Source organism: Streptomyces sp. NPDC050388 (assembly GCF_040655635.1).
GTDB lineage: Bacteria > Actinomycetota > Actinomycetes > Streptomycetales > Streptomycetaceae > Streptomyces.
Genome location: NZ_JBFAKH010000017.1, coordinates 36,336 through 62,689, shown reverse-complemented (window position 1 = coordinate 62,689; position 26,354 = coordinate 36,336). Strand labels below are relative to the sequence as shown.

21 protein-coding genes are annotated in these 26,354 nt (G+C 70.4%); 14 read left to right on the top strand and 7 right to left on the bottom strand.

The annotated features are described in order from the left end of the window. Positions 1-377: 377 nt before the first annotated feature. Both AB0I73_RS12565 and AB0I73_RS12560 read left to right on the top strand, forming a co-directional pair. Complete coding sequence (locus AB0I73_RS12565) at positions 378-773, top strand: hypothetical protein (RefSeq protein ID WP_363036513.1); 396 nt, start codon at positions 378-380, stop codon at positions 771-773. A gap of 31 nt (positions 774-804) precedes the next feature. Next, positions 805-2,481, top strand: a complete 1,677-nt coding sequence (locus tag AB0I73_RS12560; protein WP_363036511.1) for an N-acetylmuramoyl-L-alanine amidase — start codon at positions 805-807, stop codon at positions 2,479-2,481. 157 nt (positions 2,482-2,638) lie between these two features. Here AB0I73_RS12560 and AB0I73_RS12555 read toward each other — a convergent pair whose 3' ends face one another. The 4 genes from AB0I73_RS12555 to AB0I73_RS12540 form a co-directional block, all read right to left on the bottom strand. Next, positions 2,639-3,061 (bottom strand): hypothetical protein, encoded by a 423-nt coding sequence (locus AB0I73_RS12555; RefSeq protein ID WP_363036509.1) that lies wholly within the window; start codon positions 3,059-3,061, stop codon positions 2,639-2,641. A 110-nt stretch (positions 3,062-3,171) separates the two neighbouring features. After that, positions 3,172-4,383, bottom strand: coding sequence for a pyridoxal phosphate-dependent aminotransferase (locus AB0I73_RS12550; RefSeq protein WP_363036507.1), 1,212 nt, complete (start codon positions 4,381-4,383; stop codon positions 3,172-3,174). Positions 4,384-4,660: 277 nt separating this feature from the next. After that, the gene (locus tag AB0I73_RS12545) at positions 4,661-6,271 is read right to left on the bottom strand and encodes a D-aminoacylase (RefSeq protein WP_363036505.1); all 1,611 of its coding nucleotides are present in this window, start codon (positions 6,269-6,271) and stop codon (positions 4,661-4,663) included. Positions 6,272-6,283: 12 nt separating this feature from the next. Next, positions 6,284-7,561 (bottom strand): amino acid deaminase, encoded by a 1,278-nt coding sequence (locus tag AB0I73_RS12540; protein WP_363036503.1) that lies wholly within the window; start codon positions 7,559-7,561, stop codon positions 6,284-6,286. A gap of 230 nt (positions 7,562-7,791) precedes the next feature. Between AB0I73_RS12540 and AB0I73_RS12535 the strand changes: the two genes are divergently transcribed. The 5 genes from AB0I73_RS12535 to AB0I73_RS12515 all read left to right on the top strand — a co-directional run bounded on the left by AB0I73_RS12535 (position 7,792) and on the right by AB0I73_RS12515 (position 12,599). Further along, on the top strand, positions 7,792-8,898 hold the full coding sequence (locus AB0I73_RS12535) for a sugar kinase (RefSeq protein WP_363036501.1): 1,107 nt from the start codon (positions 7,792-7,794) through the stop codon (positions 8,896-8,898). Then, entirely contained in the window at positions 8,895-9,668 is a 774-nt protein-coding gene (locus tag AB0I73_RS12530; RefSeq protein WP_363036499.1) for an IclR family transcriptional regulator, read from the top strand. Before AB0I73_RS12535 ends, AB0I73_RS12530 begins: the two co-directional genes overlap by 4 nt. Then, on the top strand, positions 9,665-10,075 hold the full coding sequence (locus tag AB0I73_RS12525; protein ID WP_363036497.1) for a RidA family protein: 411 nt from the start codon (positions 9,665-9,667) through the stop codon (positions 10,073-10,075). Before AB0I73_RS12530 ends, AB0I73_RS12525 begins: the two co-directional genes overlap by 4 nt. Before the next feature lie 133 nt (positions 10,076-10,208). Further along, complete coding sequence (locus tag AB0I73_RS12520; protein ID WP_363036495.1) at positions 10,209-11,705, top strand: gluconate:H+ symporter; 1,497 nt, start codon at positions 10,209-10,211, stop codon at positions 11,703-11,705. 141 nt (positions 11,706-11,846) lie between these two features. Next, the gene (locus AB0I73_RS12515) at positions 11,847-12,599 is read left to right on the top strand and encodes a hypothetical protein (RefSeq protein ID WP_363036493.1); all 753 of its coding nucleotides are present in this window, start codon (positions 11,847-11,849) and stop codon (positions 12,597-12,599) included. A gap of 36 nt (positions 12,600-12,635) precedes the next feature. Here AB0I73_RS12515 and AB0I73_RS12510 read toward each other — a convergent pair whose 3' ends face one another. Further along, a complete protein-coding gene (locus AB0I73_RS12510) occupies positions 12,636-13,973 on the bottom strand; it encodes a M14 family metallopeptidase (RefSeq protein ID WP_363036491.1) in 1,338 nt (445 codons plus the stop codon). 206 nt (positions 13,974-14,179) lie between these two features. On the opposite strand from AB0I73_RS12510, the gene AB0I73_RS12505 reads away from it, so the two are divergent. From AB0I73_RS12505 to AB0I73_RS12485, 5 genes are all read left to right on the top strand, one after another. Then, entirely contained in the window at positions 14,180-15,517 is a 1,338-nt protein-coding gene (locus AB0I73_RS12505; protein WP_363036489.1) for an Nramp family divalent metal transporter, read from the top strand. A 583-nt stretch (positions 15,518-16,100) separates the two neighbouring features. Beyond that, complete coding sequence (locus tag AB0I73_RS12500; protein ID WP_363036487.1) at positions 16,101-17,675, top strand: CoA-transferase; 1,575 nt, start codon at positions 16,101-16,103, stop codon at positions 17,673-17,675. Further along, on the top strand, positions 17,665-18,453 hold the full coding sequence (locus AB0I73_RS12495; RefSeq protein WP_363036485.1) for an enoyl-CoA hydratase/isomerase family protein: 789 nt from the start codon (positions 17,665-17,667) through the stop codon (positions 18,451-18,453). Before AB0I73_RS12500 ends, AB0I73_RS12495 begins: the two co-directional genes overlap by 11 nt. A gap of 76 nt (positions 18,454-18,529) precedes the next feature. Next, positions 18,530-19,927 carry an FAD-dependent oxidoreductase gene (locus AB0I73_RS12490; protein ID WP_363036483.1) on the top strand — a complete coding sequence of 466 codons (1,398 nt, stop codon included), beginning with the start codon at positions 18,530-18,532 and terminating at the stop codon, positions 19,925-19,927. Then, the gene (locus AB0I73_RS12485) at positions 19,924-20,715 is read left to right on the top strand and encodes a shikimate dehydrogenase (protein ID WP_363036481.1); all 792 of its coding nucleotides are present in this window, start codon (positions 19,924-19,926) and stop codon (positions 20,713-20,715) included. The genes AB0I73_RS12490 and AB0I73_RS12485 overlap by 4 nt, the downstream gene beginning before the upstream one ends. Positions 20,716-20,837: 122 nt before the next feature. Here AB0I73_RS12485 and AB0I73_RS12480 read toward each other — a convergent pair whose 3' ends face one another. After that, the gene (locus AB0I73_RS12480; protein WP_363036479.1) at positions 20,838-21,626 is read right to left on the bottom strand and encodes an IclR family transcriptional regulator; all 789 of its coding nucleotides are present in this window, start codon (positions 21,624-21,626) and stop codon (positions 20,838-20,840) included. 235 nt (positions 21,627-21,861) lie between these two features. On the opposite strand from AB0I73_RS12480, the gene AB0I73_RS12475 reads away from it, so the two are divergent. Then, positions 21,862-23,211, top strand: coding sequence for an MFS transporter (locus AB0I73_RS12475; protein WP_363036477.1), 1,350 nt, complete (start codon positions 21,862-21,864; stop codon positions 23,209-23,211). A 66-nt stretch (positions 23,212-23,277) separates the two neighbouring features. Here the strand turns inward: AB0I73_RS12475 and AB0I73_RS12470 are convergent, their stop codons facing one another. Beyond that, positions 23,278-24,921, bottom strand: a complete 1,644-nt coding sequence (locus AB0I73_RS12470) for a glycoside hydrolase family 18 protein (protein WP_363036606.1) — start codon at positions 24,919-24,921, stop codon at positions 23,278-23,280. A 550-nt stretch (positions 24,922-25,471) separates the two neighbouring features. On the opposite strand from AB0I73_RS12470, the gene AB0I73_RS12465 reads away from it, so the two are divergent. Next, a complete protein-coding gene (locus AB0I73_RS12465; protein ID WP_363036604.1) occupies positions 25,472-26,314 on the top strand; it encodes a hypothetical protein in 843 nt (280 codons plus the stop codon). Positions 26,315-26,354: the final 40 nt, after the last annotated feature.

The window sequence follows — 26,354 nt, the reverse complement described above, 5'->3', positions numbered from 1 at the left end:
GTTCGTGAGAATTCGACGGAGGGGAAATCGGCATCCGATTCCAGCCTTTCTCGGATCGGGACTGCTATGAGTCCTACCGCAGCCCGCTCAGCGCATCAGCGGACGCCGATGCAGGTGTACGAACCCGAGGCAGAACCAAGCCGGAAGTGCAATAACCAGACCTCGCAGACGGCCTGCTGTCGACGTGTCAGGCCCGGAAGTTAGCCGTGTTCCGCCGTCCGCGAGAAGGTGAAAGGCCGGCTCGCGGGTGCGCGGGCGAATTATTGACCAACGGATCAAGGGGTCGTCAAGCCCAAGGACATTCAGGGAATTTACCCCACCGAAAAGCGGCCGGTTCGCCCCTTTTGCTCTCTCCGTCGCGCGGCGCGCTCCGCGTGGTGTATAACCGCCCGGTCCGACTTCGGCTGCATGCCGCATTGATCCGTCGCGCCGAAAGCCGGGCCCTGTTCACGTCATCGAAGGAATCCGCGAAATCCGTGGAATCCATGGAAAGCGAAGAGCTGGAGAGCAGGTTCGAGGAGTCGCACCACGCGGAAACCGGGGGCGGTGTGAAGACGGATGCGGCGGCGGTCGGCGCCGAAACCACCGGTGCGCAGAACGGTGCGGGAAGGGACGCGGGCAAGGCGCCGACCGTGACGCTCGTCCTCGGCGAGCGGGGCGGCCGGGCGGCCTGCACGCTCGCGATCCACAGCGGGCGCGTCCAACGGTCCACTGCGGTCGGTGAGTTCGGCCGCGCTACCGGTGTCGGCGAGCCGCCCGCCAACGACAACTGATCTTCACGTACAAGGTTCACAAGGGGTGGGCATGAGTCCAGGAGGAACCCGCGCACGGCGTACGAGAACGTCGAAGCGCACGATCTGGCTGGCGGCCGGGGCCGTGGTCCTGGCAGGCACCGGTGTGACGGCCGTGGCCGTCGGCGGAGGTTCCGAGGGCGGCGGCGCCGACGAGGCCGCGCGTCCCGCGCAGGCCCATATGCTGGCGTTGACCGGCAAGGACCCGAAGAAGCGCGAACTGCCGCGCACCGAAACGCAGTTGTTCTCACTCATCGGTGTCTCCTGGGAGGACAGCGCCGACGAGTTCGAGGGCACCGCGCAGATCCGCACCCGCGGGGCGGAGGACGGCGCGTGGACCGACTGGCGCGACCTCGACTTCGACATCCGGGCCCCCGAGACGCAGGAGGGTGACGCCGGCGGTGTCCGGGGCGCTTCCGAGCCGCTGTGGGTGGGGCCGTCGGACGCCGTCGAGGCCCGTGTCGTGGCCGGCGGCAAGGAGACAGTCGTGCCGGACGCGCTGCGGCTGGACATGATCGACCCGGGCGAGACGAAGGGCGGCAAGGGCAAGGGGAAGGGGAAGACCGGTAAGGGGCAGGAGAACGGCAACAGCAACGGGAAGGGGAAGGGCAACGGCAAGCCGTCCGCTGAGCCCGGCGACTCCGGGACCACCGTCCCGGACCCGTCGCAGTCCGGCGGGGAAACCGAGCCGAGCAGCGCCCCCGAGCAGCCGACCGGACCGTCCTCGGAGCCGACCGAGCCCCCGGTCACCGAGCAGCCGGCCACCTCCAGTGCCCCGGAACCCTCCGAGGAGCCGACGCAGGACCCGACGGCCGAACCGAGCGTCCCCGCCCCGAGCGAGGAGCCGACCGCCGAGCCCAGCAGTCCGAGCGAGGAGCCGACGGCGCCGGAGCCTTCCGAGGAGCCGACGCAGGAGCCGACGCAGGACCCGACACAGGACCCCACACAGGATCCGACGGCCGAACCGAGCGCCCCCGCCCCGAGCGAGGAGCCGACGGAGGAGCCCACCGCCGACCCGACCACCGAGCCCACGACGGAGCCGAGCACCCAGCCGGACCCGGCCGAGTCGACGCCGGCCGCGCCCGCCGCACCGGCGGTCATCAGCCGTGCCGACTGGGGCGCGGACGAGTCGCTCGTCGCCGACCCGCCGGACTACCTGGACAAGGTCGACGCGGTCTTCGTGCACCACACGGCTGGTACGAACAGCTACGAGTGCGCCGAGTCGCCGGCCGTCATCCGGGCGATCCTCACGTATCACGTGCAGAGCAACGGCTGGAACGACATCGGCTACAACTTCTTCGTCGACAAGTGCGGAACGGTCTTCGAGGGTCGTGCCGGTGGCACCGACAAGCCCGTCCGGGGCGCCCACACGTACGGCTTCAACGGCTCCTCGGCCGGTGTCTCGCTGCTCGGTGATTACGAGAACGGCGGCACGCCGACCGCTGCTGCCAAGAAGGCGATCGCCGACATCTCCGCCTGGAAGCTCGGCCTGCACGACGTCGACCCGAAGGCGAAGGTGACCCTCACCGCGGCGGCCGACGCCAAGGGCTGGAAGAACGGCGACAAGGTCACGCTGAACGCGATTTCCGGCCACAGCGACGGCTACGCCACACTCTGTCCGGGCGTCGCGCTCTACTCGGCGCTGCCGGAGATCCGCCGCACGGCGGGCGCGTCGGAGTACGCGGGCTGATCCGCGTACGCGAACCGATCCCGCGGTGAAACGGCGACGGGGCACTTCGGGCGGGCTGCCCGGAGTGCCCCGTCGGCGGTGCGCGGTGCGTGGCGCCCGGTCCGCGCGTCGCTGCGGGTGCACGCGGACCGGGGCCGTATGGGGGAGCCCGGTGGGCTCAGCGGGACGCGAGTTCGCGCGGCCCGAGGGCCGCGGTGTGCGCGTCCATCCGTTCGGCGGCCAGAATCGCGGCCACCGTGTCGGCGCGGGACGCGGCGACGACCAGGGCGCGGCCCGCGCGGGCGTGCGCCTGTCGGTGCAGGGCCGTGACGTTCGCCTGGCGGCCCCTCGTGGTCGCCGACGCGCGGGCCGGCTTGCGTCCTCCCCGCAGGCGGGTCACCTGCTCGGCGAGCCGCTCGGCCGCGGTGTCCAGATCGGCCGAGGGCGCCGCGACACGCAGTTCGTCGGTGACGGCGAGCAGCGCGGCGAGATGACCCGCGAGCTGGATGTCCAGCTCTTCCTCGCGGGAGCGGCGGGGGAAGTCGTCGGAGGTGCCGGCCATCGTGCGGTGGACCGACTTGCTGCGGATCGGTTCGTACATGGATGGCCTCCTGGGTGCTGACAGGAAACCATCCTAGCTTGGATTTCGTCTAAAGTTGAGCCGCTCACAAGATCGGACAGGTTAGACACAGAGGGTGAGTGCGCACCCCGTCAGAGCTGGCCGTAGCCGTCCAGGAAACGGGCGATCCGGCCCACCGCGTCCCGCAGGTCGTCGACCGACGGCAGGGTCACCACCCGGAAGTGATCGGGTTCCGTCCAGTTGAAGCCGGTGCCGTGCACGACCATGATCTTCTCGCTGCGCAGCAGGTCAAGGACCATCTGCCGGTCGTCCCTGATCTTGAAGACGTCGGGGTCGAGGCGCGGGAAGAGGTACAGCGCCCCCTTCGGCTTCACACAGGTCACGCCCGGGATCTGGGTCAGCAGTTCGTACGCCACGTCCCGCTGCTCGCGCAGCCGGCCGCCCGGCAGCACCAGGTCGTTGATCGTCTGGCGTCCGCTGAGCGCGGCGACCACTCCGTGCTGGCCCGGCATGTTCGCGCACAGGCGCATGTTCGCCAGGATCGTCAGACCCTCTATGTAGGAGTCGGCGTGCGCGCGGGGCCCGGAGACCGACATCCAGCCCACCCGGTAGCCGGCCACCCGGTACGCCTTCGACATTCCGTTGAAGGTGAGGGTGAGCAGGTCGGGGGCGACGGAGGCGGTGGGGGTGTGGACGGCGCCGTCGTAGAGGATCTTGTCGTAGATCTCGTCCGAGCAGACCAGCAGGTTGTGGCGGCGGGCGATGTCGGTCAGGCCCTTGACCATCGCCTCGTCGTACACCGCGCCGGTCGGGTTGTTCGGGTTGATGATCACGATCGCCTTGGTGCGGTCGGTGACCTTGCGTTCGATGTCGGCGAGGTCCGGCATCCAGTCGGACTGCTCGTCGCAGCGGTAGTGCACCGCCGTGCCGCCGGAGAGCGAGACGGCGGCCGTCCACAGGGGATAGTCGGGCGCGGGTACGAGCACCTCGTCCCCGTCGTCCAGCAGCGCCTGCATCGCCATCACGATCAGCTCGGAGACGCCGTTGCCGATGAAGACGTGCTCGACGTCGGTCTCGATGCCGAGGGTCTGGTTGTGCATGACGACCGCCCGGCGCGCGGCCAGCAGCCCCTTCGCGTCGCCGTAGCCGTGCGCCGACGACACGTTGCGCAGGACGTCCTCGAGGATCTCGGGCGGGCACTCGAAGCCGAACGCGGCCGGGTTGCCGGTGTTCAGCTTGAGGATGCGGTGACCGGCAGCTTCCAGCCGCATCGCCTCCTCGAGCACCGGGCCCCGGATCTCGTAACAGACGTTGGCGAGCTTGGTCGACTGGATCACCTGCATGCTGGGAGCTTACGACTCGGTAATGCCCCGCGCGTCGTGTCATCCGCCACGTGAGACGCGACGGTTCGGGTCGTCGTGTCCGCGCGGGCCCCGTGGTCACCCGCCTCTCCGCCGTGCGGCGCCCCGTCCGGGCCCTCTCGGGCAGTCCGAGGGGTGCGGCGCTCGGCGGCTTCGAGGTTCCCCCGAACGTGTACCGCTCGAATGCCTTCTCCACCTCCACGCCGGCCGCCGCCCGGGTCCGGGAGGGCCTGACCCGGGCGGCGGCCGGCGTGGGCGGTCAGCGGGGAGAGCTGCGGACAGCCCGCCCCGCCAGGACGTCGGTGCGCCGCCCGTCCTCCATCACGAACCGTCCGTCGACGAGCACGTACGGGATGCCCACGGGGAGCGTCCGGGGCTGTTCGAAGGTGGAGCCCGCGGCCACCGTCCGCGGGTCGAACAGCACCAGGTCGGCCTTGTACCCCTCGCGGACCAGTCCGCGGTCCGCGAGCCGCAGCCGGGCGGCCGGCCGCGACGTCAGGTGCGCGACGCACTCCTCCAGCGACAGCACGCCCAACTCCCGCACGTACCGCCCGAGATACTGCGGGAACGTGCCGTACGCGCGCGGGTGCGGCTTGGCGCCCTGGAGGATGCCGTCCGAGCCGCCGGTGTGCACCCGGTGCCGCATGATCGCCCGCACGTTCTCCTCGTGGCCGACGTGCTGCAGGATCGACGGGGCCAGCCTGTCCTTGAGCAGCAGCTCACGCGCGAGGGCCCACGGGCTCTCCCCGCGCAGCGCGGCCGACTCCCGCACCGTGCGGCCCACGTACTCGCCGAGCGCGGGGTCGCCCACCCCGGAGATCTCGATGGTGTCCCACTCGATGGGTACCCCGTGGCAGCCGTCCGAGCCGGTCACCTCCAGGTGGTGCCGGATCCGCTCGGCCGTCCCGTCGTCCGCGAGCCGCCTGAGCGTCTCCTCCGGGCCGCCCTCGCTCGCCCAGCTCGGCAGCATCGCGACGAGGGTGGTGCAGCCCGGCGTGTACGGGTACGTGTCGAGGCTGATGTCGGCGCCGGCGGCCAGCGCCTCGTCCAGCAGCGCCAGCAGCTCGGGCGCCCTGCCCTTGTTCACGCCGAAGTTCATCGTCGCGTGCGCCAGGTGCAGCGCGCAGCCCGCCTCCCGGGTGAGCGCCACCATCTCCTCGTACGCCTCGAGCGCGCCCGCGCCGTAGGAGCGGTGGTGCGGGCAGTAGTAGCCGCCGTACCGCGCCACCACCCGGCACAGCTCGGTGAGTTCGGCCTTCTTGGCGTACATGCCGGGCGTGTACGTCAGTCCCGACGACATGCCGACCGCGCCCTGCTCCATGCCCTCCGCGACCAACTGCCGCATCCGGTCCAGCTCCCGGGGCGTCGCCTCCCGGTCCTCCCAGCCGACGGCGAGCGCGCGGACCGTGCCCTGCGGGATCAGGTACGCGGCGTTGACCGCGATGCCCGCGTCGAGCCGGTCCAGGTACTCGCCCACCGACCGCCAGTCGAAGTCGATGTCGTCCCCGCCGCCGTTCCAGCCGGCGATGGCCGAGCGCACCTCGCCGAGCGTGCGGTCGTCGACCGGTGCGTACGACAGGCCGTCCTGGCCCAGTACTTCGAGGGTGACACCCTGCGCCGCCTTGGCGCTGTGGTCGGGGTCGCGCAGCAGCGCCAGATCGCTGTGCGCGTGCATGTCGATGAAGCCGGGAGCCAGGACCAGCCCCTCGGCGTCCAGTTCGCGGCGGGCCTTCGGGCGCTGACAGCCCGCTGCCGCCGCCTCCTTCACGATCGAGACGATCCGGCCGCCGTCGACGACCACGTCCGCGCGGTAGGCGTGGTCGCCGGAGCCGTCCACGACATCGGCGTCCCGGATGACGAGTTCTTCCATGCCGCGGCCCTCCTAGAAGAACGTGCGGATGTAGTCGACCACCGTGCCGTCCGCCTCCGCCACGGGAATGAGTACCCACTTGTCGAACGAGGTGCACGGGTGCGACAGCCCGAGCCCCAGCCAGTCGCCGACCTCCAGGTCGGTCTCCGGGGTGGTGCGCAGCCAGGCGTGCTGGTCGGAGAGGGAGACCACCGAGACGCCGGTCGCCGGGCGCTCGGCGCCGTCCCGGCGGATCACCTGGGCGAACGGCAGGTCGAGGTCGTAGGCCGCGTCCCGCTTGCCGGCGTTGGCGAAGGCCTGGTCGGCGGACGGGCGGGACACGATCTGCGTCCACAGCCGGAACGCGGGTTCCAGCGCGCCCTCCTCCGGTACCCGGTTGAACGGCGTCACCGCGCTGTAGTGCCCGTCGTCGTGCGAGACGTACGCACCCGAGCGCAGCAACTTCAGTACGGGGGAGGAGAGTTCGGGGATCTCGGCGAAGACGTCGGCCACCGCGTCGAACCAGGCGCTGCCACCCGCGCTCACCACGATCCCGTCCAGGCCCGCGAACCGGCCCGCCTTGTCGAAGTCCACCGCCAGGGCCACCAGCCGCCGCAGCCACGCCCGCACCCGCTCCGGGTCGGCGTCCGGCACCTCGCCCTCGTACCCGGCGACCCCGACCAGCCGCAGACCGCGCGCGCCCGCCACCGCGTCGGCGACGGCGGCGCACTCCGCCTCCGTGCGCACCCCGGTCCGGGCACCCTCGCCGGCGGCCAGCTCGATCACCACGTCCACCGGGCGGGCGGACCCGGCCAGCGCGGTGTCCATCAGCTCGACGCCGCGCACGGAGTCGACGTAGCAGACGAAGCGGAAGTCCGGGTCGGCGTCCAGCTCACCGGAGACCCAGTGCAGGGCCGCCGTGTCCACCACCTCGTTGGCCAGGAAGATCCGCTGGACACCGAACGTCCGCGCCACCCGCGCCTGGTGCGGCACCGCGAGCGTGATGCCCCAGGCGCCGTGCTCGATCTGGCGCCGGAAGAGCTGCGGGGCCATGGAGGTCTTGCCGTGCGGGGCGAAGGCGAGGCCGTGCCGGGCCGCGTACGTCTCCATCAGCTTCAGGTTGTGCTCCAGGCGCTCGGCGGACAGCGCGAGCACCGGGGTGGTGAAACCGCCGGTGAACAGGTTGCGGCGCTGGGCGGCCAGCTCGCCGACGGTCAGCCCGGCGGCGTCCGGCGGGAGGCCCTTGAAACGGTGGTCGACGCGTTCCTCGGTGAGGTGCCGGTAGCTGTCGGAGCCGGGGTCGAGGACCATCAGAGCCTCCCTGATCTGGCGTGTTGCACTCTCTGCAACACCCGTTGCGTATGTCGCTTACGGCTGTCTAACATCTCGGCCACGCGGGGTCAACGGAAACGCGTCCCCGCCACCACCGCAACCGCCCACGCAGCCGCCCCGCGCAGCCGCCCCACGCCGGCTGCCGCGGACGCCCGCCACCGCCCCCGCCCGCCCGACCCCGCCACGCCACGCCGAGGAGCCCCGCCATCGTGACCGCCACCGGACCCCGCACCGCCCCCGACGTCGTGGAGGTCGTCGACGTCGTCGCGCTGGGCGAGTCCATGGTGACGTTCCTGCCCTCCCGGCCGGGCCCCCTCGCCGACGTGCCCTCCTTCGAACGGGCCATCGGCGGCGCGGAGTCCAACACCGCGTGCGTGCTCGCGGCGGCCGGGCACCCGGCACGCTGGATCAGCGCGGTCGGCCAGGACGGCTTCGGCGACCACCTCGTCCGGACCATCGGGGAGTACGGCGTCGACGTGTCGTACGTCCGGCGCGACCCGCACCGCCCCACCGGCGTCTACTTCCGCACCGCCGGCGACCGCGCCACCGACGCCCACGAGGTCGCCTACTACCGGGCCGGCTCCGCCGCCTCCGCGATGACCCCCCACACCGTCGACCTGGCCGCCGCCCGCGCCGCCCGCGTCCTGCACCTGTCCGGCATCACCGCCGCGCTCTCCGCCGGCTGCCTGGACCTCCTGCGGGAGCTGACCGCCCGCCGCCCCGGCCGCCCGCTCGTCTCCTTCGACGTCAACCACCGGCCGGGACTGTGGCGCGACAGCGCCGCCCACGGCCCCGAGGTACTGCTCGAACTGGCCCGCGGCGCCGACATCGTCTTCGTGGGTGAGGACGAGGCACGCGAGGCCTGGGGCCTGCGGGACGCCGCCGCCGTACGGGAGGCGCTGCCGGAACCGGAGGTCCTGGTCGTCAAGCAGGGCGGCCGCGGCGCGACGGCCTACGGCCCGGACGGGACCAGCGCCGGCGCCGCGGTCTTCGCCCCGTCCCTCGACGTGGACGTCGTGGCCGCCGTCGGCGCGGGCGACGCCTTCGCCGCCGGGTTCCTCTCCGCCACCCTGCGCGCCCTGCCCGTACGGGACCGGCTCCGGCACGGCCACCTCGCGGCCGCCGCCGCCCTCACCACCTCCGGCGACCTCGCCGCACCCCCCGCCCGCGACCTGGCCGACCGGCTGGCCGCCCTGGACGACCCGGCGTGGGGGAGACTGCGTCTGGGCCCCGGTTGGACCGAGACCGACACCGCGGGCGCGCACCCGGACGCGGGCCACGCGGACCGGGCCGAGGAGGAGGGACGTACCCCATGAGCCAGACCGTCGACCGTGCGCTGAGCATCCTGCCGCTGCTCGCCGAGGGCCCCGCCGACCTCGGGCAGGTCGCCGACCGCCTGGGCGTGCACAAGTCCACGGCGCTGCGGCTGCTGCGCACCCTGCACGAGCACGGACTCGTCTACCGCCAGTCCGACCAGCGCTACCGGCTCGGAGCCCGCCTCTTCGCCCTCGCCCAGGAGGCGATGGAGAACCTCGACGTCCGGGAGATCGCCCATCCCCACCTCGTCCGCCTCAACGAGCGGTGCGGCCACACCGTGCACCTCGCCGTGTACGAGGAGAACGAGGTCCTCTACATCGACAAGGTGGAGAGCCGCTACCCGGTGCGCATGTACTCGCGGATCGGCAAGCCCGTCGCGATCACCGTCGCCGCCGTGGCCAAGCTGCTCCTCGCCGACCTGCCCGAGCCCGAGCGCCGCGCCCTCGCGGAGCAGCTCGACTACCCCATGTACACGTCCCGTTCGACACCCAACCCGGCCGCTTTCCTGCGGGAGTTGGAGAAGGTGCGCGAACAGGGCTGGGCCACCGACCTCGGCGGCCACGAGGAGTCCATCAACTGCGTCGCCGCGCCGATCCGCGGCGCCGACGGCCGGGTGATCGCCGCGATGTCGGTCTCCGCGCCGAACGTCGTCGTCACCGCCGACGAACTCCTCACCCTGCTCCCGCTGGTCCGCCGCACCGCGGACGCGATCAGCGGCGAGTACTCCGGCAGGACGCCCGTGCACCGATCCGACAGGGAAACCGTATGACCGACAAGATCGCGCTCACCCCGAAGACCCACACCACCCCGCCCGCGAAGTTCTCCCACGGCGTGCGGAAGGGCAACATCCTCCAGGTCGCCGGCCAGGTCGGGTTCCTCCCCGCCGAGGAGGGCAAGGCGCCCACGCCCGCCGGCCCCACCCTGCGCGAGCAGACCCTCCAGACCCTCGCCAACGTCAAGGCGATCCTCGAAGAGGGCGGCGCGACCTGGGACGACGTGATGATGATCCGCGTCTACCTCACCGACGTGGACCACTTCGCCGAGATGAACCAGATCTACAACACCTACTTCGAGGAGCAGGGCCTCACCCAGCCGCCCGCCGCGCGCACGACCGTCTACGTCGGCCTGCCCGCGGGGCTCCTCATCGAGATCGACGCGCTGGCCGTACTGGGCTGACGCGCGCTCCCCTTTTTTTTCCGTAACCCCCTCACACCTCGTGTGTCACGGCACGGCGTCCACCACCCCCGGGACGCCGTGCCGCGATCCCCCCTGCCCAAAAGCTTCGTGTATTCCAGCAGAGGACCCCCGAATGTCCCGACTGTCCCCACCGCCCTTCTCGCTCGCCGCCGACGCCGCGGCCGAGGCACCCCCGCACACCGGAGGGCTGCTCCTGCTGATCGACGGCACCGCCGGTCTGCTGACCGTCGCCGCCCTCGGCATCGCACTGCTCCTCTTCCTGATCATCAAGGCGCGGGTACAGCCCTTCGTCGCGCTGCTCGGCGTCTCCATAGCCGTCGGCCTGATGGCCGGCCTGTCGGTCACCGAACTCTTCGGCACGGTCCAGCGCTCGGACGCGGTGTCCACCATCGAGTCCGGGATGGGCGGCATCCTCGGCCATGTCGCGATCATCATCGGCCTCGGCACCATGCTCGGCGCGATCCTCGAGGTCAGCGGCGGCGCCGAGGTGCTGGCCTCGCGGCTGCTCGGCGTGTTCGGCGAGAAGCGGGCCCCGCTCGCCATGGGCCTCACCGGTCTGATCTTCGGTGTCCCGGTCTTCTTCGACGTCGGCATCTTCGTCCTCGCGCCGATCGTGTACGCCGCCGCCAAGCGCTCCGGCAAGTCGATCCTGCTCTACTGCCTGCCGCTGCTCGCGGGCCTGTCCGTCACCCACGCCTTCCTGCCCCCGCACCCCGGCCCGGTGGCCGCCGCCGGACTGCTCGGCGTCGACCTCGGCTGGGTCATCCTCATGGGTGTCGTCACCGGCATCCCGGCCGTCGTCGCCGCCTGGGTCTACTCCGCCTGGATCGGCAAGCGGATCTTCGTCGCCGTACCGCAGGACATGGTCGAGGCCGCCGAGGAGTCCAAGCAGGCCGTCATCGACGAGCAGCGTGCCGCCGGCGTCGAGCCGCGCGAGACGCCGGTGCCGCTCGGCACGGTCCTCGGCATCATCGGCACGCCGCTCCTGCTGATCCTCGCCGCGACCTTCTCCTCGATCGCCCTGGAGGAGTCGACGCTGCGCTCGGTCGTCGAGTTCTTCGGCCACCCGTTCGTCGCGCTCACCATCGCCCTGTTCATGGCGTACTGCCTGCTCGGCATCCGGCGCGGCTGGTCCCGCAAGTCCCTGGAGACCGTCTCGACGTCCTCGCTGAAGCCGGTCGGCAACATCCTGCTGGTCGTCGGCGCCGGCGGTGTCTTCGGCGCGGTCCTCAAGGGGAGCGGGGTCGCCCAGGCGCTGTCCGACACGTTCAACGACGTCGGGCTGCCGGTGATCGTCCTGTCGTACCTGATCTCCGTGGTGCTCCGGGTCGCGCAGGGCTCGGCGACGGTGGCGATCGTCACGACGGCGGGCATCGTGGCCCCGCTGCTGTCCGAGGGGGACTACTCCCAGGCGTTCGTGGCCCTCGTCATCATGGCCATCTCGGCGGGCTCCATCTTCGCCTCGCACGTCAACGACGGCGGGTTCTGGATGGTCGCCAAGTACTTCGGCATCAGCGAGCGGGACACGCTGAAGACGTGGACGGTGCTGGAGAGCGTCCTGTCGGTGGCCGGCTTCGTGGTCGCGGCGGCGCTCAGTCTGGCCGTCTGACCCGGCCCGCTGAATCCGGCCCGCGCGTCCTGTCGGATCATCTTCCGATTGGTGCGAACGGTGGGTCCCATGTAGGCGTCTGATAACGAAAACAGGGGCTGGCTGTGTCCCGCACAGGATCGTCGACCATACTCCTCCGGTGTGGAGCAGCGCATAGGTTCGAGCAGCCAGCCCCTGGAAGGCGCCGGATTCGACCCGGCCTTCATCCCCGGGCTCACCGCCCCCGCGTCCGGCCGCAAGGCGGACGTGAAGGGCGAGGTGGAGCCGGAGGACTCGAAGGCGGCGTCGGAGCAGGCGGACGCGGACACGGCGGCGGAGTCCGAGGAGAGGACCTCACCGGAGAAGTCCGAGGCCGCCGACGCCTCGGACGCCTCCGGTGCCTCGGACGCCTCCGGCGAGTCCGACGCCTCCGAGGAGGAGCCCGTCCCCGACGGCCCCGCCTTCGAGGCGTCCGACCGCCGCGCCAGGATCGTCGCCGACCACGGTGGCGTATGGCTCCGACTGGACGACCAGGAGTGCCATTTCCGCTGGGACGAGATCGGCGCGGTGGAGACGGAGACCGCCCGCTTCGGCAAGCGCTACACGGTCACCGTCCACACCACGGACAGCCGCTGGTACCCGCTGGAGATCGAGGCCGCGTCCCGAAGCCGCTTCGCCGAGTGGGACACGGAGCTGGACGCGGTCCTGGACGCCTACTTCGACGACGAGGCACCGGAACCGGAGACCTCCGACTCCGAGGCCGCCGGCCCCGAGACGTCCGAGGCGGACACGTCCGACACGGACTCGCCCGACGCGGAAGCAGACGCCGACGCGGAAACCGACGCCGACGCCGGGAAGTCCGAGCCGGACGCCGACGCGAAGGCCGACGCGAAGGCGAAGGAGGACAAGTCCTAGCACCGCGACGGCTCCTCGCGCCGGGCGGCGGTGCCGCTAACGGCAGTACTGTGCCTCCTTGCCGATGGAGCGGTACATGCAGTCCGCGTTCTCCAGGAGTTGCAGGACGGCGTCCCGGTTCCGGGACGTCTCCCGCTCGATGACCTCGTCGGGCGGGTAGAAGCCGCCGCCCGACGAGGACCTCGGATACATCTCGAAGGTGTAGCCGAAGATCTTGTGCGTGCCCCACAGGTAGTCGTCGATCGACCCGTCCGTGATGTACAGATCGCTGGACTGCTGCGGCGTGTAGCCGTTGCTCGCGGCCATCTTCTGACCGACCGTCCGGAAGGCGGCCTGGTCGTCGGCCGTCATCCCGGTCGTGGTGTCGGAGTAGGTGTAGCCGAACGGCCACAGCACCAGCTCGCTGTACGTGTGGAAGTCGACGCCTGCCTTGATCTGCTGCACTCCGCCCACGACCCGGCTGCGCACGAAGTCGGCGACGACCTTCACCTCGGGCGCGGACTCGGGAGCCGAACCCCGGTAGGTCTCGGAGGACGTGGAGCCGGAGGAGCCGCCGCAGCAGCCCCAGCGGTAGTTCCAGTTGCGGTTCAGGTCGGTGCCGACGTACGACGAACCGGAGTTGGGCTGCCGGTTCTTGCGCCAGGAGCGGTAGGAGCCGGTGGCGATGTCGTACTCGCCGCCGTCCGGGTTGAGGTCCGGGATGATCCAGATCTCCCGGCTGTTGACCATGTTGGTGATCCGCGAGTCGCTGCCGTATCCCGCGCCGAGTTCGCGCAGCAGGTACAGCGCCATCTCGACGGTCAGGTGCTCACGCGCGTGCTGGTGGTGGGTGAACAGGACCTCGGGCTCGTTCTCGTCCGTCGTCACGTTGTCGCTGATCTTGATGGCGACGATGTCCCGGCCCTGGTAGGAGCGGCCGATCACCCGCTTGCTCATGATGTTCGGGTACGCCGCCAGCCGCTGGTCGATCTCCGCGTTCATCTCGGCGTAGTTGTGGTAGCGGGAGTCGGCCGAGGGGAAGTCGAACAGCCGCAGACCGTCGGCGGCGGTCGAGCGGTCGGGAGCGGCGCCCAACGGCGTGACCTCGTACCCCTGCCGACGCAGGGTGCGGATCTGGTCGGCGCGGCCGGAGACGACCACCGTCTCCTCGTCGGCCTCGTCCACGGTGACCCCGGCCCGCTGGATCTCCGTACGGGTCACGGGAGTCGTGCGCTGATGGATCTCGTACTGGCGGATGTCGTCGGCCGAGGCCGCCGCCGGCTCCGCGCTGTCGGCGTCGGCCTGAGTGGCCGTCATCGACACGGGCGCGGCGAGGGCGAGGGCGAGGAGTGCGGCGAGCACGGCGGAGCGTCTGCCGCGTGTGCGAAGTCGCATGAAGTCTCCTTGTGGGAGGTGGGGTTGTCCATGGCGACGTGCCTGGTGCGGTGTACGGTGCCGCAATCCTGCGCGCATGACATGATCAGGTCAATAGCGTCATGTCGGTCGATCATTCGACCATTCGACCACCCGACCAGGTGCATCCGGTGAAGATCCCCGCACGCCCCCTTGTCCGACCGGCCTCCATCGGCTTTCTTGCCCTCATGGCGGACACCACGGGAAACACGGGAAACATCCAGGACACCGGGGCGCCACTCCACGGCCCCGCCCCCCAGCCCCGCAAGTCCGGTTGGCGCCACATCGGCCCCGGCATCGTCGTCGCCGCGACCGGGGTGGGCGCCGGCGACCTGGTCGCCACCCTCATCGCCGGCAGCAGCTTCGGCTACACCCTCCTGTGGGCGGCGGTGATCGGCTGCCTGGTGAAGATCTCCCTCGCCGAGGCCGCGGGCCGCTGGCACCTGGCCACCGGCCGCACCCTGTTCGACGGCTGGGCGAGCCTCGGCCGTTGGACGACGTACTTCTTCGGCGTCTACGTGGTCATCTGGGGCTTCGTCTACGGCGCGGCGGCGATGTCGTCGAGCGCCCTGCCCCTGCAGGCCCTCTTCCCGGACGTGATGGACCTCGAGTGGTGGGGCATCGCCTGCGCCCTGGTGGGCCTGGCCTTCGTCTGGTTCAACCGGTACGCGGTCTTCGAGAAGGTCATGACGGTCCTGGTGGGCGTCATGTTCGCGGTGACGGTCTACCTGGCGGTCAGGGTGGTCCCGAACCTGGGCGACGCCTTCGCCGGGCTGCTCCCGGTCCTGCCCGACGCGGACGATTCGGTCCTCTACACCCTCGGCCTGATCGGCGGCGTGGGCGGCACGATCACGCTGGCCGCGTACGGCTACTGGATCAACGCCAAGGGCTGGACCGACTCCGGCTGGATGAAGGTGATGCGGCTGGACAACCGCGTCGCCTACCTCACCACCGGCATCTTCGTGGTCGCGATGCTCGTCGTCGGCGCCGAACTCCTGAACTCCGCCGGTGTCGCGATCGCCGGCGGCGACAGGGGCCTGATCCAGCTGAGCGACATCCTGGAGGACAAGTACGGTGCCACGACGGCCAAGTTCTTCCTGATCGGCTTCTTCGCCACCTCGTTCACGTCACTGATCGGCGTGTGGCACGGGGTGAGCCTGATGTTCGCCGACTTCGTGGCCCGCGGCCGGAAGAAGGCGAAGCCGTCGACGGGCGAGGCCATCGCCTCCGGCGGCCCGGAGAAGTCCTGGCCGTTCCGCGCCTACCTGCTGTGGCTGACCTTCCCACCCATGATCCTGCTGTTCGAAGGCCAGCCCTTCCGCCTGATCATCATCTACGGCGTCCTCGGCGCCGCCTTCATGCCCTTCCTCGCCCTCACCCTGGTCTGGCTCCTCAACTCCGCCCGCACTCCCCGCGAATGGCGCAACGGTCCCCTCAGCAACACCATGCTCGCCATCGCGGGCCTCCTCTTCCTGGTCCTGTGCGTCAAACAGGTCTGGGACCAGCCCTGGTCGGAGTTCTTCTAGCGGTCAGGTCAGATCAGGCCGTCCCACCGCGGGCTGAGGGCGATCGCCCGGAGTTCCTCCATGCTCAGTGCGGGGGCGTCGCGCGTGGGCGTCCTCTTGCTGAGCACCGGCGTTGAAGGCGCTGATCACCACGCGCATGCCGTCGGCCCGCATGGTGTCGACGGTCCACACTCGGTCCCGCGCCCCTGCTCCCCGCTGAACTCCCCGTCGGGGAGGGGTTCCTTCAACGTGCGGATGAGTTCCTCACCGGAGACGGGCGCCGGAGTGCCCTGGGCGGCGGTGGTGACCTCGGCTCCCGAGGCCGCCGACGCCTGTTCGTTCTCCCCGCCCCTGCCGGACGGGAGGAGTGCCCCGCCCCTGCCGTCAAGGTGGCCCGCCCTCCAGGGCAAGTTGCTGAAAGGCGTGAGCACTTCGGCAGGGGGCGCCGCCCCATGCCCGCATCGCCGGACGGCTGTCGGCGAAAGGCCCAGGTGGCCCAGGTCTGAGTGCTCTGATTGAAATTATGTTCCTTCTTGGAATGCCATTCCAGCCGTGTTACTTTGTGGCCACTTCCGGCCAACGGCGGCGGGAGGGAAGAGGGCAGGTGACTTCAGTGGAGGACGTCGCAGTGGGTGGCGTGTCGATCAGCGCGGCCGCAGCAGTGCGTGAGATCACCGATGGCGCGACGCTCGCGATCTCGGGAGGCGGGGGCGGGGTGCTCGAGCCGGACGCGCTGATCACGGCTCTGGCGGCCCGCTTCGAGGCCGAGGGGAGCCCGCGCGATCTGACGATCGTGCACAGCGTGGGCGTGGGCGACAAGGCGCTGCGAGGCATGAGCCACCTGGCCAAGCCCGGCCTGGTCGCCAAGTTCATCGGTGGCCACATGGGCAACAGTCCCGCCGTCGGCAGGATGATCCGCGACAACCAGGTCGAGGCCTACAACCTTCCGCTCGGTGTGCTGAGTCAGCTCTTCCGCGACACCGCTGCCGGCCGGCCCGGGCTGTTGACCAAGACCGGCCTCGGCACGTTCGTCGATCCGCGGCTCGGCGGAGGCAGCCTGAACTCGGTCTCCAAGGACAGCCTCGTCGAGGTGATGGAGATCGACGGGCAGGAGTACCTCTTCTACCGGGCGATCCCCATCGATTTCGCCTTCGTACGAGGAAGCCGGGCCGACGTGCTGGGCAACGTGGTGTACGACGACGAACCGTCGTACCTCGACACGCTGGAGATCAGCATGGCCGGCTACCGGGGCGGCGCGACCCGGCCCGGTCCGGGGCGTACCTTCGTGCAGGTCAAGGAGGTCGCGTCCGAGCGCTTCCATCCCAAGCGCGTGCACATCCCCGGGGCGCTCGTCGGCGCGGTCGTGGAGTACCCGGAGCAGTGGCAGACCTATGTGGCGGAGCGCAACGACGCCTTCGCCGGCGACGTGCGCATCGACGAGTTCCCCGAGTTGCCGCACGGGTGGCGGCGGATCATCGCCGAGCGGGCGGCCCGCTTCGTCCAGCCGGGCGATGTGGTGAACCTCGGTGTCGGGGTGCCCGACGGCGTGGCGTCCGTGCTGCAGGAGACCGGCATGAGCGAGCGGATCACGATGACGAACGAACACGGGGTCATCGGCGGGGTCACGTCGCTCGGCATGACGTTCGGCGCGTCGAGCAACTACGACGCCCTGCTGACGATGACGAACATCATCGACCTGTACCAGGGCGGCATGCTCGACGTCACCTTCCTGGGCTTCGCGCAGGCCGACCGGCACGGCAACGTCAACGTGTCGCTCTACAACGGCGAGGTGATGGGGGCCGGCGGGTTCATCGACATCGCTCAGAACGCCCGTCGCGTGGTCTTCTGCGGCTCGTTGACCGCCGCCGGCTTCAGGCCCGACATCGGCGACGGAACGCTGGGCATCGCCCGCGAAGGCTCCGTCGACAAGTTCGTCCGTGACGTCGACCAGATCACCTTCAGCGGCGAGCAGGCGGTCAAGCGGGGCCAGGACGTGCACATCGTCACCGAACGCGCCGTCTTCCAGCTGACCCCGCAGGGTTGGGCTCTGCGCGAGGTCGCACCCGGTGTCGACGTACAGGCCGACGTGCTGGACCACTGCCCCTTCACTCCTGTGCTCGACGACGTGTCGCCCATGGCGGCCGAGCTCTTCACCCGAAAGGACAGCCGTGAAGTCTGAGACCGACGGACCGATCCGGATCCTCACCCTCGATCGACCGGAAAAGCTCAACGCCATGAACAGCGAGGCGTGGACAGACCTGCTGCGCGAGCTGCGCACGGCCGAGGACGACCCGTCGATCCGCGTGGTGCTGCTCCGCTCGCAGGGGCGCGCCTTCTGTGCGGGCAACGACATCAAGGAGACGAACGCCTTCACCACGCGGGCGCAGACACGCGCCTACTTCCTGGACCTGATGGTTCCGACGATCACGGCGATGGCCGGCAGCAGGCTGCCGATCGTGGCGGAGGTCCAGGGCATGGCGCTCGGCGCCGGCATGGAACTCCTCCAGTTCTGCGACGTCGTCGTCGCCAGTGACGCCGCTGTCTTCCGCCTTCCGGAAACGAGCATCGGCCTGTGGGCCACCGTCTTCCTGGGGTCGGCCAGCTACACGACCAGCCGACGCATGACGCAGTACCTGGCGCTGACGGGCGAACCCGTCAGCGCGCAGGAGGCCCTCGAGGCGGGTCTCATCACCCGCGTCGTCGCGCCGGACGACCTGGAGCGCGTGGGCGGGGAGGTCGCCGCCACGATCGCGCGCAACGCCCCGCGGGCCACCGCGTTGAGCAAGAAGTTCGCCAACCACACGATGCTGACCGAGTCGCTGCCGGTGGTCCGTGAGGCGCTCTCCGTGCTCATCGACGAGACGTTCAGCGGGCAGGAGGGCGTGGAGGGCGTGGCCTCGTTCCTGGAGAAGCGCGCCCCCGTCTTCGCCGACGTCACGAACGTGCACGGGCGGTGAGGCGGTTGTCCGGGTCTTCACGGGTGCGTGCGGTCCGTCGTCCGGCCGCCGAGGGTGCTCGGGTCGAGGTGGCGTCATGAGCCACGACCGAGGCGTGGTGCCGTCCCAGGTGGACGTCGTCATCGTCGGGGCCGGCATCACCGGTCTCGCGGCCGCGGCGTGGTGTGCCGAGCACCAGGTGCGTGCCGTCCTGCTGGAGAAGCAGCCGGAGATCGGCGGCACGACCGCGATGAGCGGCGGATGGTTCGCCTTCTCGGGCACCGACGAGCAGCAGCGGCGCGGCATCGTCGACCACGACTCCACCTTCGTGGCGGACATGCTCGCCGCCTCCGGCGGGGTCGCTGATCCGGCGCTGCTGGAGGCGTACGCGCGCGAGCAGCACGACGCCTACGACTGGATGCGCGGGCTGGGGCTGGAGTTCGACGTGGTCAAGCTCAGTTCCGGACAGAGCGTCCCCCGCTCGCACCACGCGCCGATCGAGAGCGTGCTGGCCGCCCTGCTCGCTCGTGTCGAGGCCGCGTCCACCGCGGTCCTGCGCACCGGTGCGCGCGTGGTGGACCTCATCGACGACGGAGGGACCGTCGCGGGTGTCGTGGTCGAGCTGGACGGTGGCACGCGGCGGAGCGTGCACGCCCGCGGTGTCCTGCTGGGGACAGGCGGTTTCACCCGCTCCCCGGAGATCATCGGCCGGTACGCTCCGCGGCAGGTCGACGCGATGCCGTACGGGGGCCTGGGCAACACCGGCGACGGCCTGCGCTTCGCCGCCGCTCGAGGAGCGGCCCTGCGTGACATGGAGTACGTCTCGGGCACGTTCGGGTCTCATCCCGAGACGACCATCGAGGAGCACGAACTGCTGACCGCGTTCTACATGGGCGCCGTCATCGTGAACGCCGAGGGCCGGCGCTTCGTGGACGAGTCGGCCTCGTACAAGACGCTGGGCGCCGCGTGCCTGGAACAGCCCCGGCAGATCGCGTTCCAGGTGTTCGACGCGGACGTACGTGCGCAGTCCCAGCCGGGGGTTCCCCTCTCGGACATCGACGCTCTCGAGCGCAAGGGGCACGTGCACCGGGCCGACTCGTTGCGGGAGCTCGCCGAGGCGGCGGGCATCGACGCGGCACAGTTGGAGCGCACGGTGCACGAGTACAACGCGGTGGTGGTCGGCGACCGCTCGGACGCCTTCGGCCGCACCGGACTGTGCAACGGGGTGGGGCGTCTCGTGCCCGTCACCAGGGCTCCGTTCTACGCCTACCCCGCGAAGACGTTGATGACGTCGACGTACTGCGGCGTGGCCGTCGACGCCGTCGGCCGGGTGCTGACCGGTTCCGGGGCGGCCGTGCCCGGGCTGTACGCCGCGGGCGAGGTCGTCGGCGGGTTTCACGGCAAGGCGTACGTGACCGGCACGGCGCTGAGCAAGGGCCTGATCTTCGGCCGCCTCGCGGCCTCACACATAGCCTTGGAGGCTGCCGCGCGATGAAGCTCTTCGTGTTGCTCGGCGATCCGATCAAGCAGGCCAAACTGCCCGACCTGTTCAACGACCGGGCGCGTGAGGTCGGCCTGAACTCGTTGATGGTCATGACACGTTGTCGTGCGGACAGCCTGTCCGACGTCATGGCCGGCCTGTCCGGGACCGAGCAGGTGACCGGGATCGTCGTCACGGTGCCGCACAAGGTGAACGTCGCCGGGATGTGCGACAGTCTCGGGCCGGCGGCCGAGGCGTGCGGCAGCGTCAACGTCGTGCGCCGTACCGAGCGCGGCGGCTGGCACGGGGACAACGTCGACGGACTGGGGTTCGTCGCGGGGCTGCGTGCCCGGCACCGGCTGCCCGATCATCCGCGGGTCGACATCATCGGCGGCGGAGGCGCCGGCGTCGCCATCGCCTTCGCCCTGCACGCGCAGGGCGCCGAGGTGCGGATCGGGGAGATCGACGCGGACCGCCGTGCGGCGGTGGCCTCGTTGCTGGGTGCTGCGGGCACCGAGGTCCAGGTCCTCGACCGTGTCGACGGCCACGCGTGTGATCTGGTGGTCAACGCCACCCCCCTGGGCCTGTCACCGGACGACCCGCTGCCGTTGGATCTGAGCCGTACCTCGCTGGCACCGGGCGCGGTGGTCGCGGACATCGTGATGGACCCGACGCGCACCGCGTGGTTGGAGCACGCTGACCGGTTGGGTCACGCGACGCACGAGGGCCGCCACATGCTCGCGGCCCAACTGGAGCCGATGCTCGACTTCTTCGGCGAGACCCGGCCCCGGTCCACCGGCTGAGGGACGGCGGTGCCGTTGCCGGCCACGTGGCGACTGCACGCCGTCTTCCGCCGGTTCCTGTCGTGCCGGGCCGCACACTCCGCTGCTGCCCGGCACGTACGCGGTCCCGTATCCCTCCGCCCTCAGGCGCGGGCGACGGTCTGCAGACGCCCTTCGGCGGCTTCCAGGATCTTCGTGACCTCGGCCGTGGTCTGGAGCAGGCGCGGCGCGAGCTGCGCCAGCCGTTCCTCGGTCAGCCGTGGCGTCGGGGCGGTGATGTTGATCACCCCGGCGACCTCACCGGCGACGAAGACGGGTGCGGCCACGGTTCCGACACCCAGGGAGTAGGTGTCGATGGCGATGGCGAAGCCGTTCTCGCGGGTCTTCGTGAGCTCGGCGCGGATCTCGTCGATCGTCTGGGGTGCGCGGGGCCCGCCGTCCTCCCGGCTGATGATTCCCTGGCGCAGGATCTTCTGCAGCGCGATCTCCTCGGGAACGTGCGCCATCCAGGCGAAACCGGTGGCCGAGCAGCTGAGCGTGACGGTGCTGCCCGAGTCGGGGTCGTAGCGCAGCCCGGAGCGTGCGCCCTGGTAGGCGGCGACCCAGACCATGTCCTCATGGTCGATGACGGCCAGGCGGACGAGCTCGGCGGTGTCACTGGCAAGTTGTTCGAGTACGGGTCGGGACAGGCCGACCAGGTCGTTGACCGCAAGGTGCTTCAGGCCCAGGGAGACCAGCTTGAGGCTCAGCACGTAGTTGCCGAGCGCGCCGTCCTGGCGTACGTAGCCGGCGTCGCTGAGCTCGGCGAGCAGCCGGTGAGCCGCACTGCGAGGTATGCCGAGCGAGTCGGCGATCTGGTGCAGCTGCAGGCCTTTCTCGACACCGGCGAGGACTTCGAGGATGCCGAGGCCGCGCGCGAGCGCAGGAGCCATGAGTCGTTTCCCTTTCTCAGCGAGGGTTCTTGCTGGAGGTGCCGCCGGCTTGCGGCCCATCCTGCCACTGAAACCTGGATTGCCGTATCCATATGCGATGTCGTTCCAACTTTATCTTGTATCGAACTGCTTTTCATGTTGGAATGCCGTTCCAGCGCGACGGAGCGGCAGGCGTCCGTCACGCTTCCCGCCCTGACACGAGAGCCTCGTGCACGACGCAAGGACGGCAAGAACCATGGAGCAGGTCACGCAGAGACAGAAGACACCACGCAAGGCCGCGATGGCGTCACTGTTGGGCAGCACGCTCGAGTACTACGACTTCTTCATCTACGGCGCCGCGGCCGCGCTGGTCTTCAACCACCTGTTCTTCCCCGACGTGAGCCCGGCTGTCGGCCTGATCGCCTCGTTCGCGACGTTCGGCGTGGGATACGTCGCACGACCGCTCGGCGGCCTGGTGTTCGGTCACTTCGGTGACAGGATCGGCCGCAAGCAGGCGTTGCTCGGGTGCCTGGTTCTCATGGGCGTGAGCTCCTTCCTGATCGGCTGCCTGCCCAGCTACGACTCCATCGGAGTCCTGGCCCCGATCGGGCTGACGCTTCTGCGGCTGCTCCAGGGCTTCTCGGCCGGGGCGGAATCGGCCGGCGCGGCGACGCTGACCGTCGAGCACTCCTCGAACGAACGCCGCGGCTTCTTCAGCAGCTTCCTCTCGGTGGGCATCGCGGCGGGCAACGTGCTGGCGACCCTGGTGTTCATTCCGGTCGCGGCACTGCCGGACGAGGCGCTGTACAGCTGGGGATGGCGGGTGCCCTTCTGGCTGTCGGCGGTCGTCGTCCTGATCGCCTACCTGGTGCGTACGCGCCTGGAGGAGACCCCGGTCTTCCAGGAGATAGCCGAGGACGAGGAGGTGCGCAGCCTGCCGGCGAAGGACGTGCTGCGCTACCAGCCCGGAGCGGTCGTGCGCGTCGCGGGCGCGACGATGCTGGCCATGATGCAGTCACTGTCGACGGTGTTCGTCCTGGCCTACGCGACGCAGGAGGTCGGCGTGGAGCGGTCGACGATGCTGATCATCAGCGCGGTGGCGGTCGCCCTGATGATGTTCACGTCACCTGCCGCGGCTCACCTGTCCGACCGGTTCGGCCGGCGACCGGTGACGCTCACCGCCGCGATCGGCTGCGGGGTGACGATCGTCCCCTACCTGTGGATCGTCTCGACCGGCAACGTTTTGGGCATCGCCGTCATGACGATCGTGTTCATGGCGCTGCTCTACGCCTGCCGTGAGGGCGTGTGGCCGGCCTTCTACGCCGAGCAGTTCGCAGCCCCGGTCCGCTACTCCGGCATGGCGATGGGCAACCAGCTGGGCAATGTGATCGCCGGATTCGCACCGCTGATCGCCACCGCCCTGCTCTGGGACGGACCGCTGGGTTGGCTGCCCGTGGCGGGGTTCGGCGTCGTCGTGGCCATCGTCTCGGGTACCGCGGTCTACTTCATGCGCGAGACGGCCGGGCTCTCCACCGAGGAGCTCGACGCGCCGTACGAGCAGGCGCGGGCCGCACGGCGTGAGCAGACGGCTGTCCCCGTCGCCTGACCGTGGTCAGTGCGCCGCCCCCGCCCACGGTGACGTGGGCGGGGGCGGCGCCGTATCGGCTGGAGGTCACGGCAGGGCGTGGACGTGGGGGCCGACCGCGTTGGACCAGGCGTTGCCGGCGGTGGCGTCCCAGTTGGTGGACCAGGTCATGGCGCCGCGCAGGCCCGGGTAGGTCCTGGAGGGCTTGAAGGAGCCGCAGTCGGTGCCCCGTGTCAGGCAGTCCAGGGCGTTGTTCACCACGGCCGGGGAGACGTAGCCGCTGCCCGCGCCGCGGGTGGAGGCCGGGAGGCCGAGGCCCACCTGGGACGGGTCGAGGCCGCCCTCCAGCTGGATGCAGGCCAGCGCGGTCAGGAAGTCCACCGAGCCCTGGCTGTAGACCTTGCCGTCGCAGCCCAGCATCGAACCGCTGTTGTAGTACTGCATGTTGACGACTGTGAGGATGTCCTTCACGTTCAGCGCGGTCTGGAAGTAGGCGTTGGACGTGGACTGCATGTCGATGGTCTGCGGGGCCATCGTCAGGATCATGTCCGGGCCCGCCTTCGCGGACAGCGACCGCAGCGCCTGCGTCATGTAGGTCGCGTCGAGGCCGTTCTCCAGGTCGATGTCGACGCCGTCGAAGCCGTACTCCTGCATCACGGCGTACACGGAGTTCGCGAAGTTCGTCGCGGAGGTGGGGTTGTTCACCGACACGGTGCCCAGTTCGCCGCCCACCGAGATGACGACCTTCTTGCCGGCCGCCTGCTTGGCCCGCACGTCCGCCTTGAACCGGTCGACGGTGTAGCCGTTCAGGCCGGCCGTGTCCAGGTTGAAGGTGACCGCTCCGGGCGTGCCCGTCGCGTCCGCGAAGGCGATCGCGATGATGTCGTACTGGGCCGGGACGTCCGAGATGCGCTGCACCGCCGCGCCGTTGTTGAAGTTCTGCCAGTAGCCGGTCACCGCGTGCTTGGGCAGACCACCGCCTCCGCCGCCGGCGTTCTCCCTCGTCCGGACCGTCACCGCCGTCGACTTCGTCGACTCGCCCGCCGCGTTGGTGGCGGCCACCTGGAAGGAGTACGACGTCGAGGCCGCGAGGCCGGTCACCGTCGCCGACGTGCCCGACACCGCCGTCACCTTCGTACCGTCGCGGTAGACGGTGTAACCGGTCGCGCCCGACACCGCGTTCCACACCAGCGACACCGACGAGGACGTCGTACCGGAGACGCTGAGGCCGCCCGGCGTGGCCGGGACCGTGGGCTGCGGGTCACCGCCCCCGCCCCCGTCGGGGCCGAAGACCGACAGGTCGTCCGCGTAGTAGGCCTGCTGCCCGTACCAGCCGTGGGTGTAGACGGTCACCGAGGTGGTCGCGGAGCCGGTCCGGAAGCTCGTCGTCAGCTGCTTCCAGCTGCTGGAGTCCGGGGTCCAGGTCGAGACGTCCGTCGTGCCGGTGCCGGTCACGCCCAGGTAGGCGTAGCCGCCCCGCACCCAGGAGCTCAGGGAGTACGTGGAGTCGGGCCGCACCGCGACGGTCTGCGTGCAGCGGGCGTTGTCCTGTCCGGACGGCGTGGCCTTGAGCGCGGCCGTGCCGCCGTGCACGGGGGACGAGACGGTCGTCCCGCTGTTCGCCGAGCAGGTCCAGTTGCTCAGGCCCGCCTCGAAGCCGGCGTTCTTGACGTTGTTGACGTCCGCCGCGACCGCCTGGCCCGCGCCCGCGAGGGGGAGGGTGAGAGCCAGGGCGGAGACGAGGGCGCCCGCCCAGAGGCGGCCGTTGCCTCTTCTTCTGCGTTCTTTCGTAGCCGGTGCGCGGTCCACTGAAGCCTCCGGTGGGGGAGAAGGGGGGAAGGAGGGGAAGAGGGGGAGAAAGGAGAGGGGGGAAGGACGTGGGGGTGACGGTGGCCGTCGTTGAAGCAACAACGTGGTCCAGACCAATCGCCTTGTCAATGGGTCCAGACCAATTCAGGGGAGCGGGGTTGCCTCCGGTCCGCCGGCGACCCGACTCGCCGGTAGGCCCCGGGGGCGGGGGTCGGCGTCAAGGCGGTGCACGGGATCTCCACCCCGTAGGCCGTATCGAGACCGACGAGATGCTCAACCTGCCCCGTTTTGGAGCAACTTGTGCACCATCCGTTGCTCACGAGGTGGGCAAACGCTGTTCTCCGGCCACAGAGCCGTGGTTACAGTGCTCGCATAGTCACGCAGCGAAGCCATCAGGGTGTGCCGGAGTAACCCCCGGCGGGCCGACGGGCATGGGGAGAACGGGGAGCCGCGCGTGCCAACTGCCATTGCCGTGACCGGTGCCGACCTGGCACTGCCACCGCAGGACGAACGAACCCTGCCCGCCGTGGTGTTGCGGGACATCGGCGCCCTGCCGCTCGAACAGGCTTTGACCGACCTCCAGTCACTCGTCGAGCAGCACGGGCACGTCATCGTCGTCTGCTCCAAGGCGACACCCGTCGCCGTCCTGCGGCGGCTGCACACCCTGCGCTCCCTGCTGGAGAGCGACCGGATCGCGCTCTTCACCCCCAACCTGCCGCCGCTCGCGGTGGCCGTACTGGCCCGCCAGTTGCGGCAACTGGGCTCCTGCGACCTCAGCCCCGGCGTGCTCGCCTCGGCCGGCCGGCTGCTGGTCCACTACCTCCACTCCGGGGCTCTGCTGGGCTCCGTCGCCCGGCTCGACCGGATCCCCGTGAACCTGAAACAGCACGCCAAGTCCTGGGTGCCCGGCAGCCAGTTCGCCGTACTCGCGCATCCCCAGCCGCAACTCGTCCGTCTCGGTCCCGAAACAGCCCTGGACGGGCCGGAGTTCGGTACCTGGATGCTCGTCGCCAAGGGGCAGCTCCAGTCCGACTGGGTCACCGGCACCCTGGCGCCGTCCTGGAAGGTGCAGGGGCTGCGCGAGGCACCGCTTCCGGCCGAGTCCCCGGGCTGGTGGGGGACCGGCAAGGTGATCGAGTTCTGCAGCTATCTGCCCGACCTGTCCGTCCTCTACCAGCTGGTCACCTCCGTGCGGCGCGGCACCTGTCACTGGTGCGGCATCGACGTCATCGGTGACCGGTGCGTGTTCTGTTCGGCCACACCGCCATCCGTACCCGTCCACGACGGCCGCAGAGCCCTCGCCCGCCGCACCTGACCCGGCGGCCGGACCCCCCGCCCGCCCTCCATCGAATCCG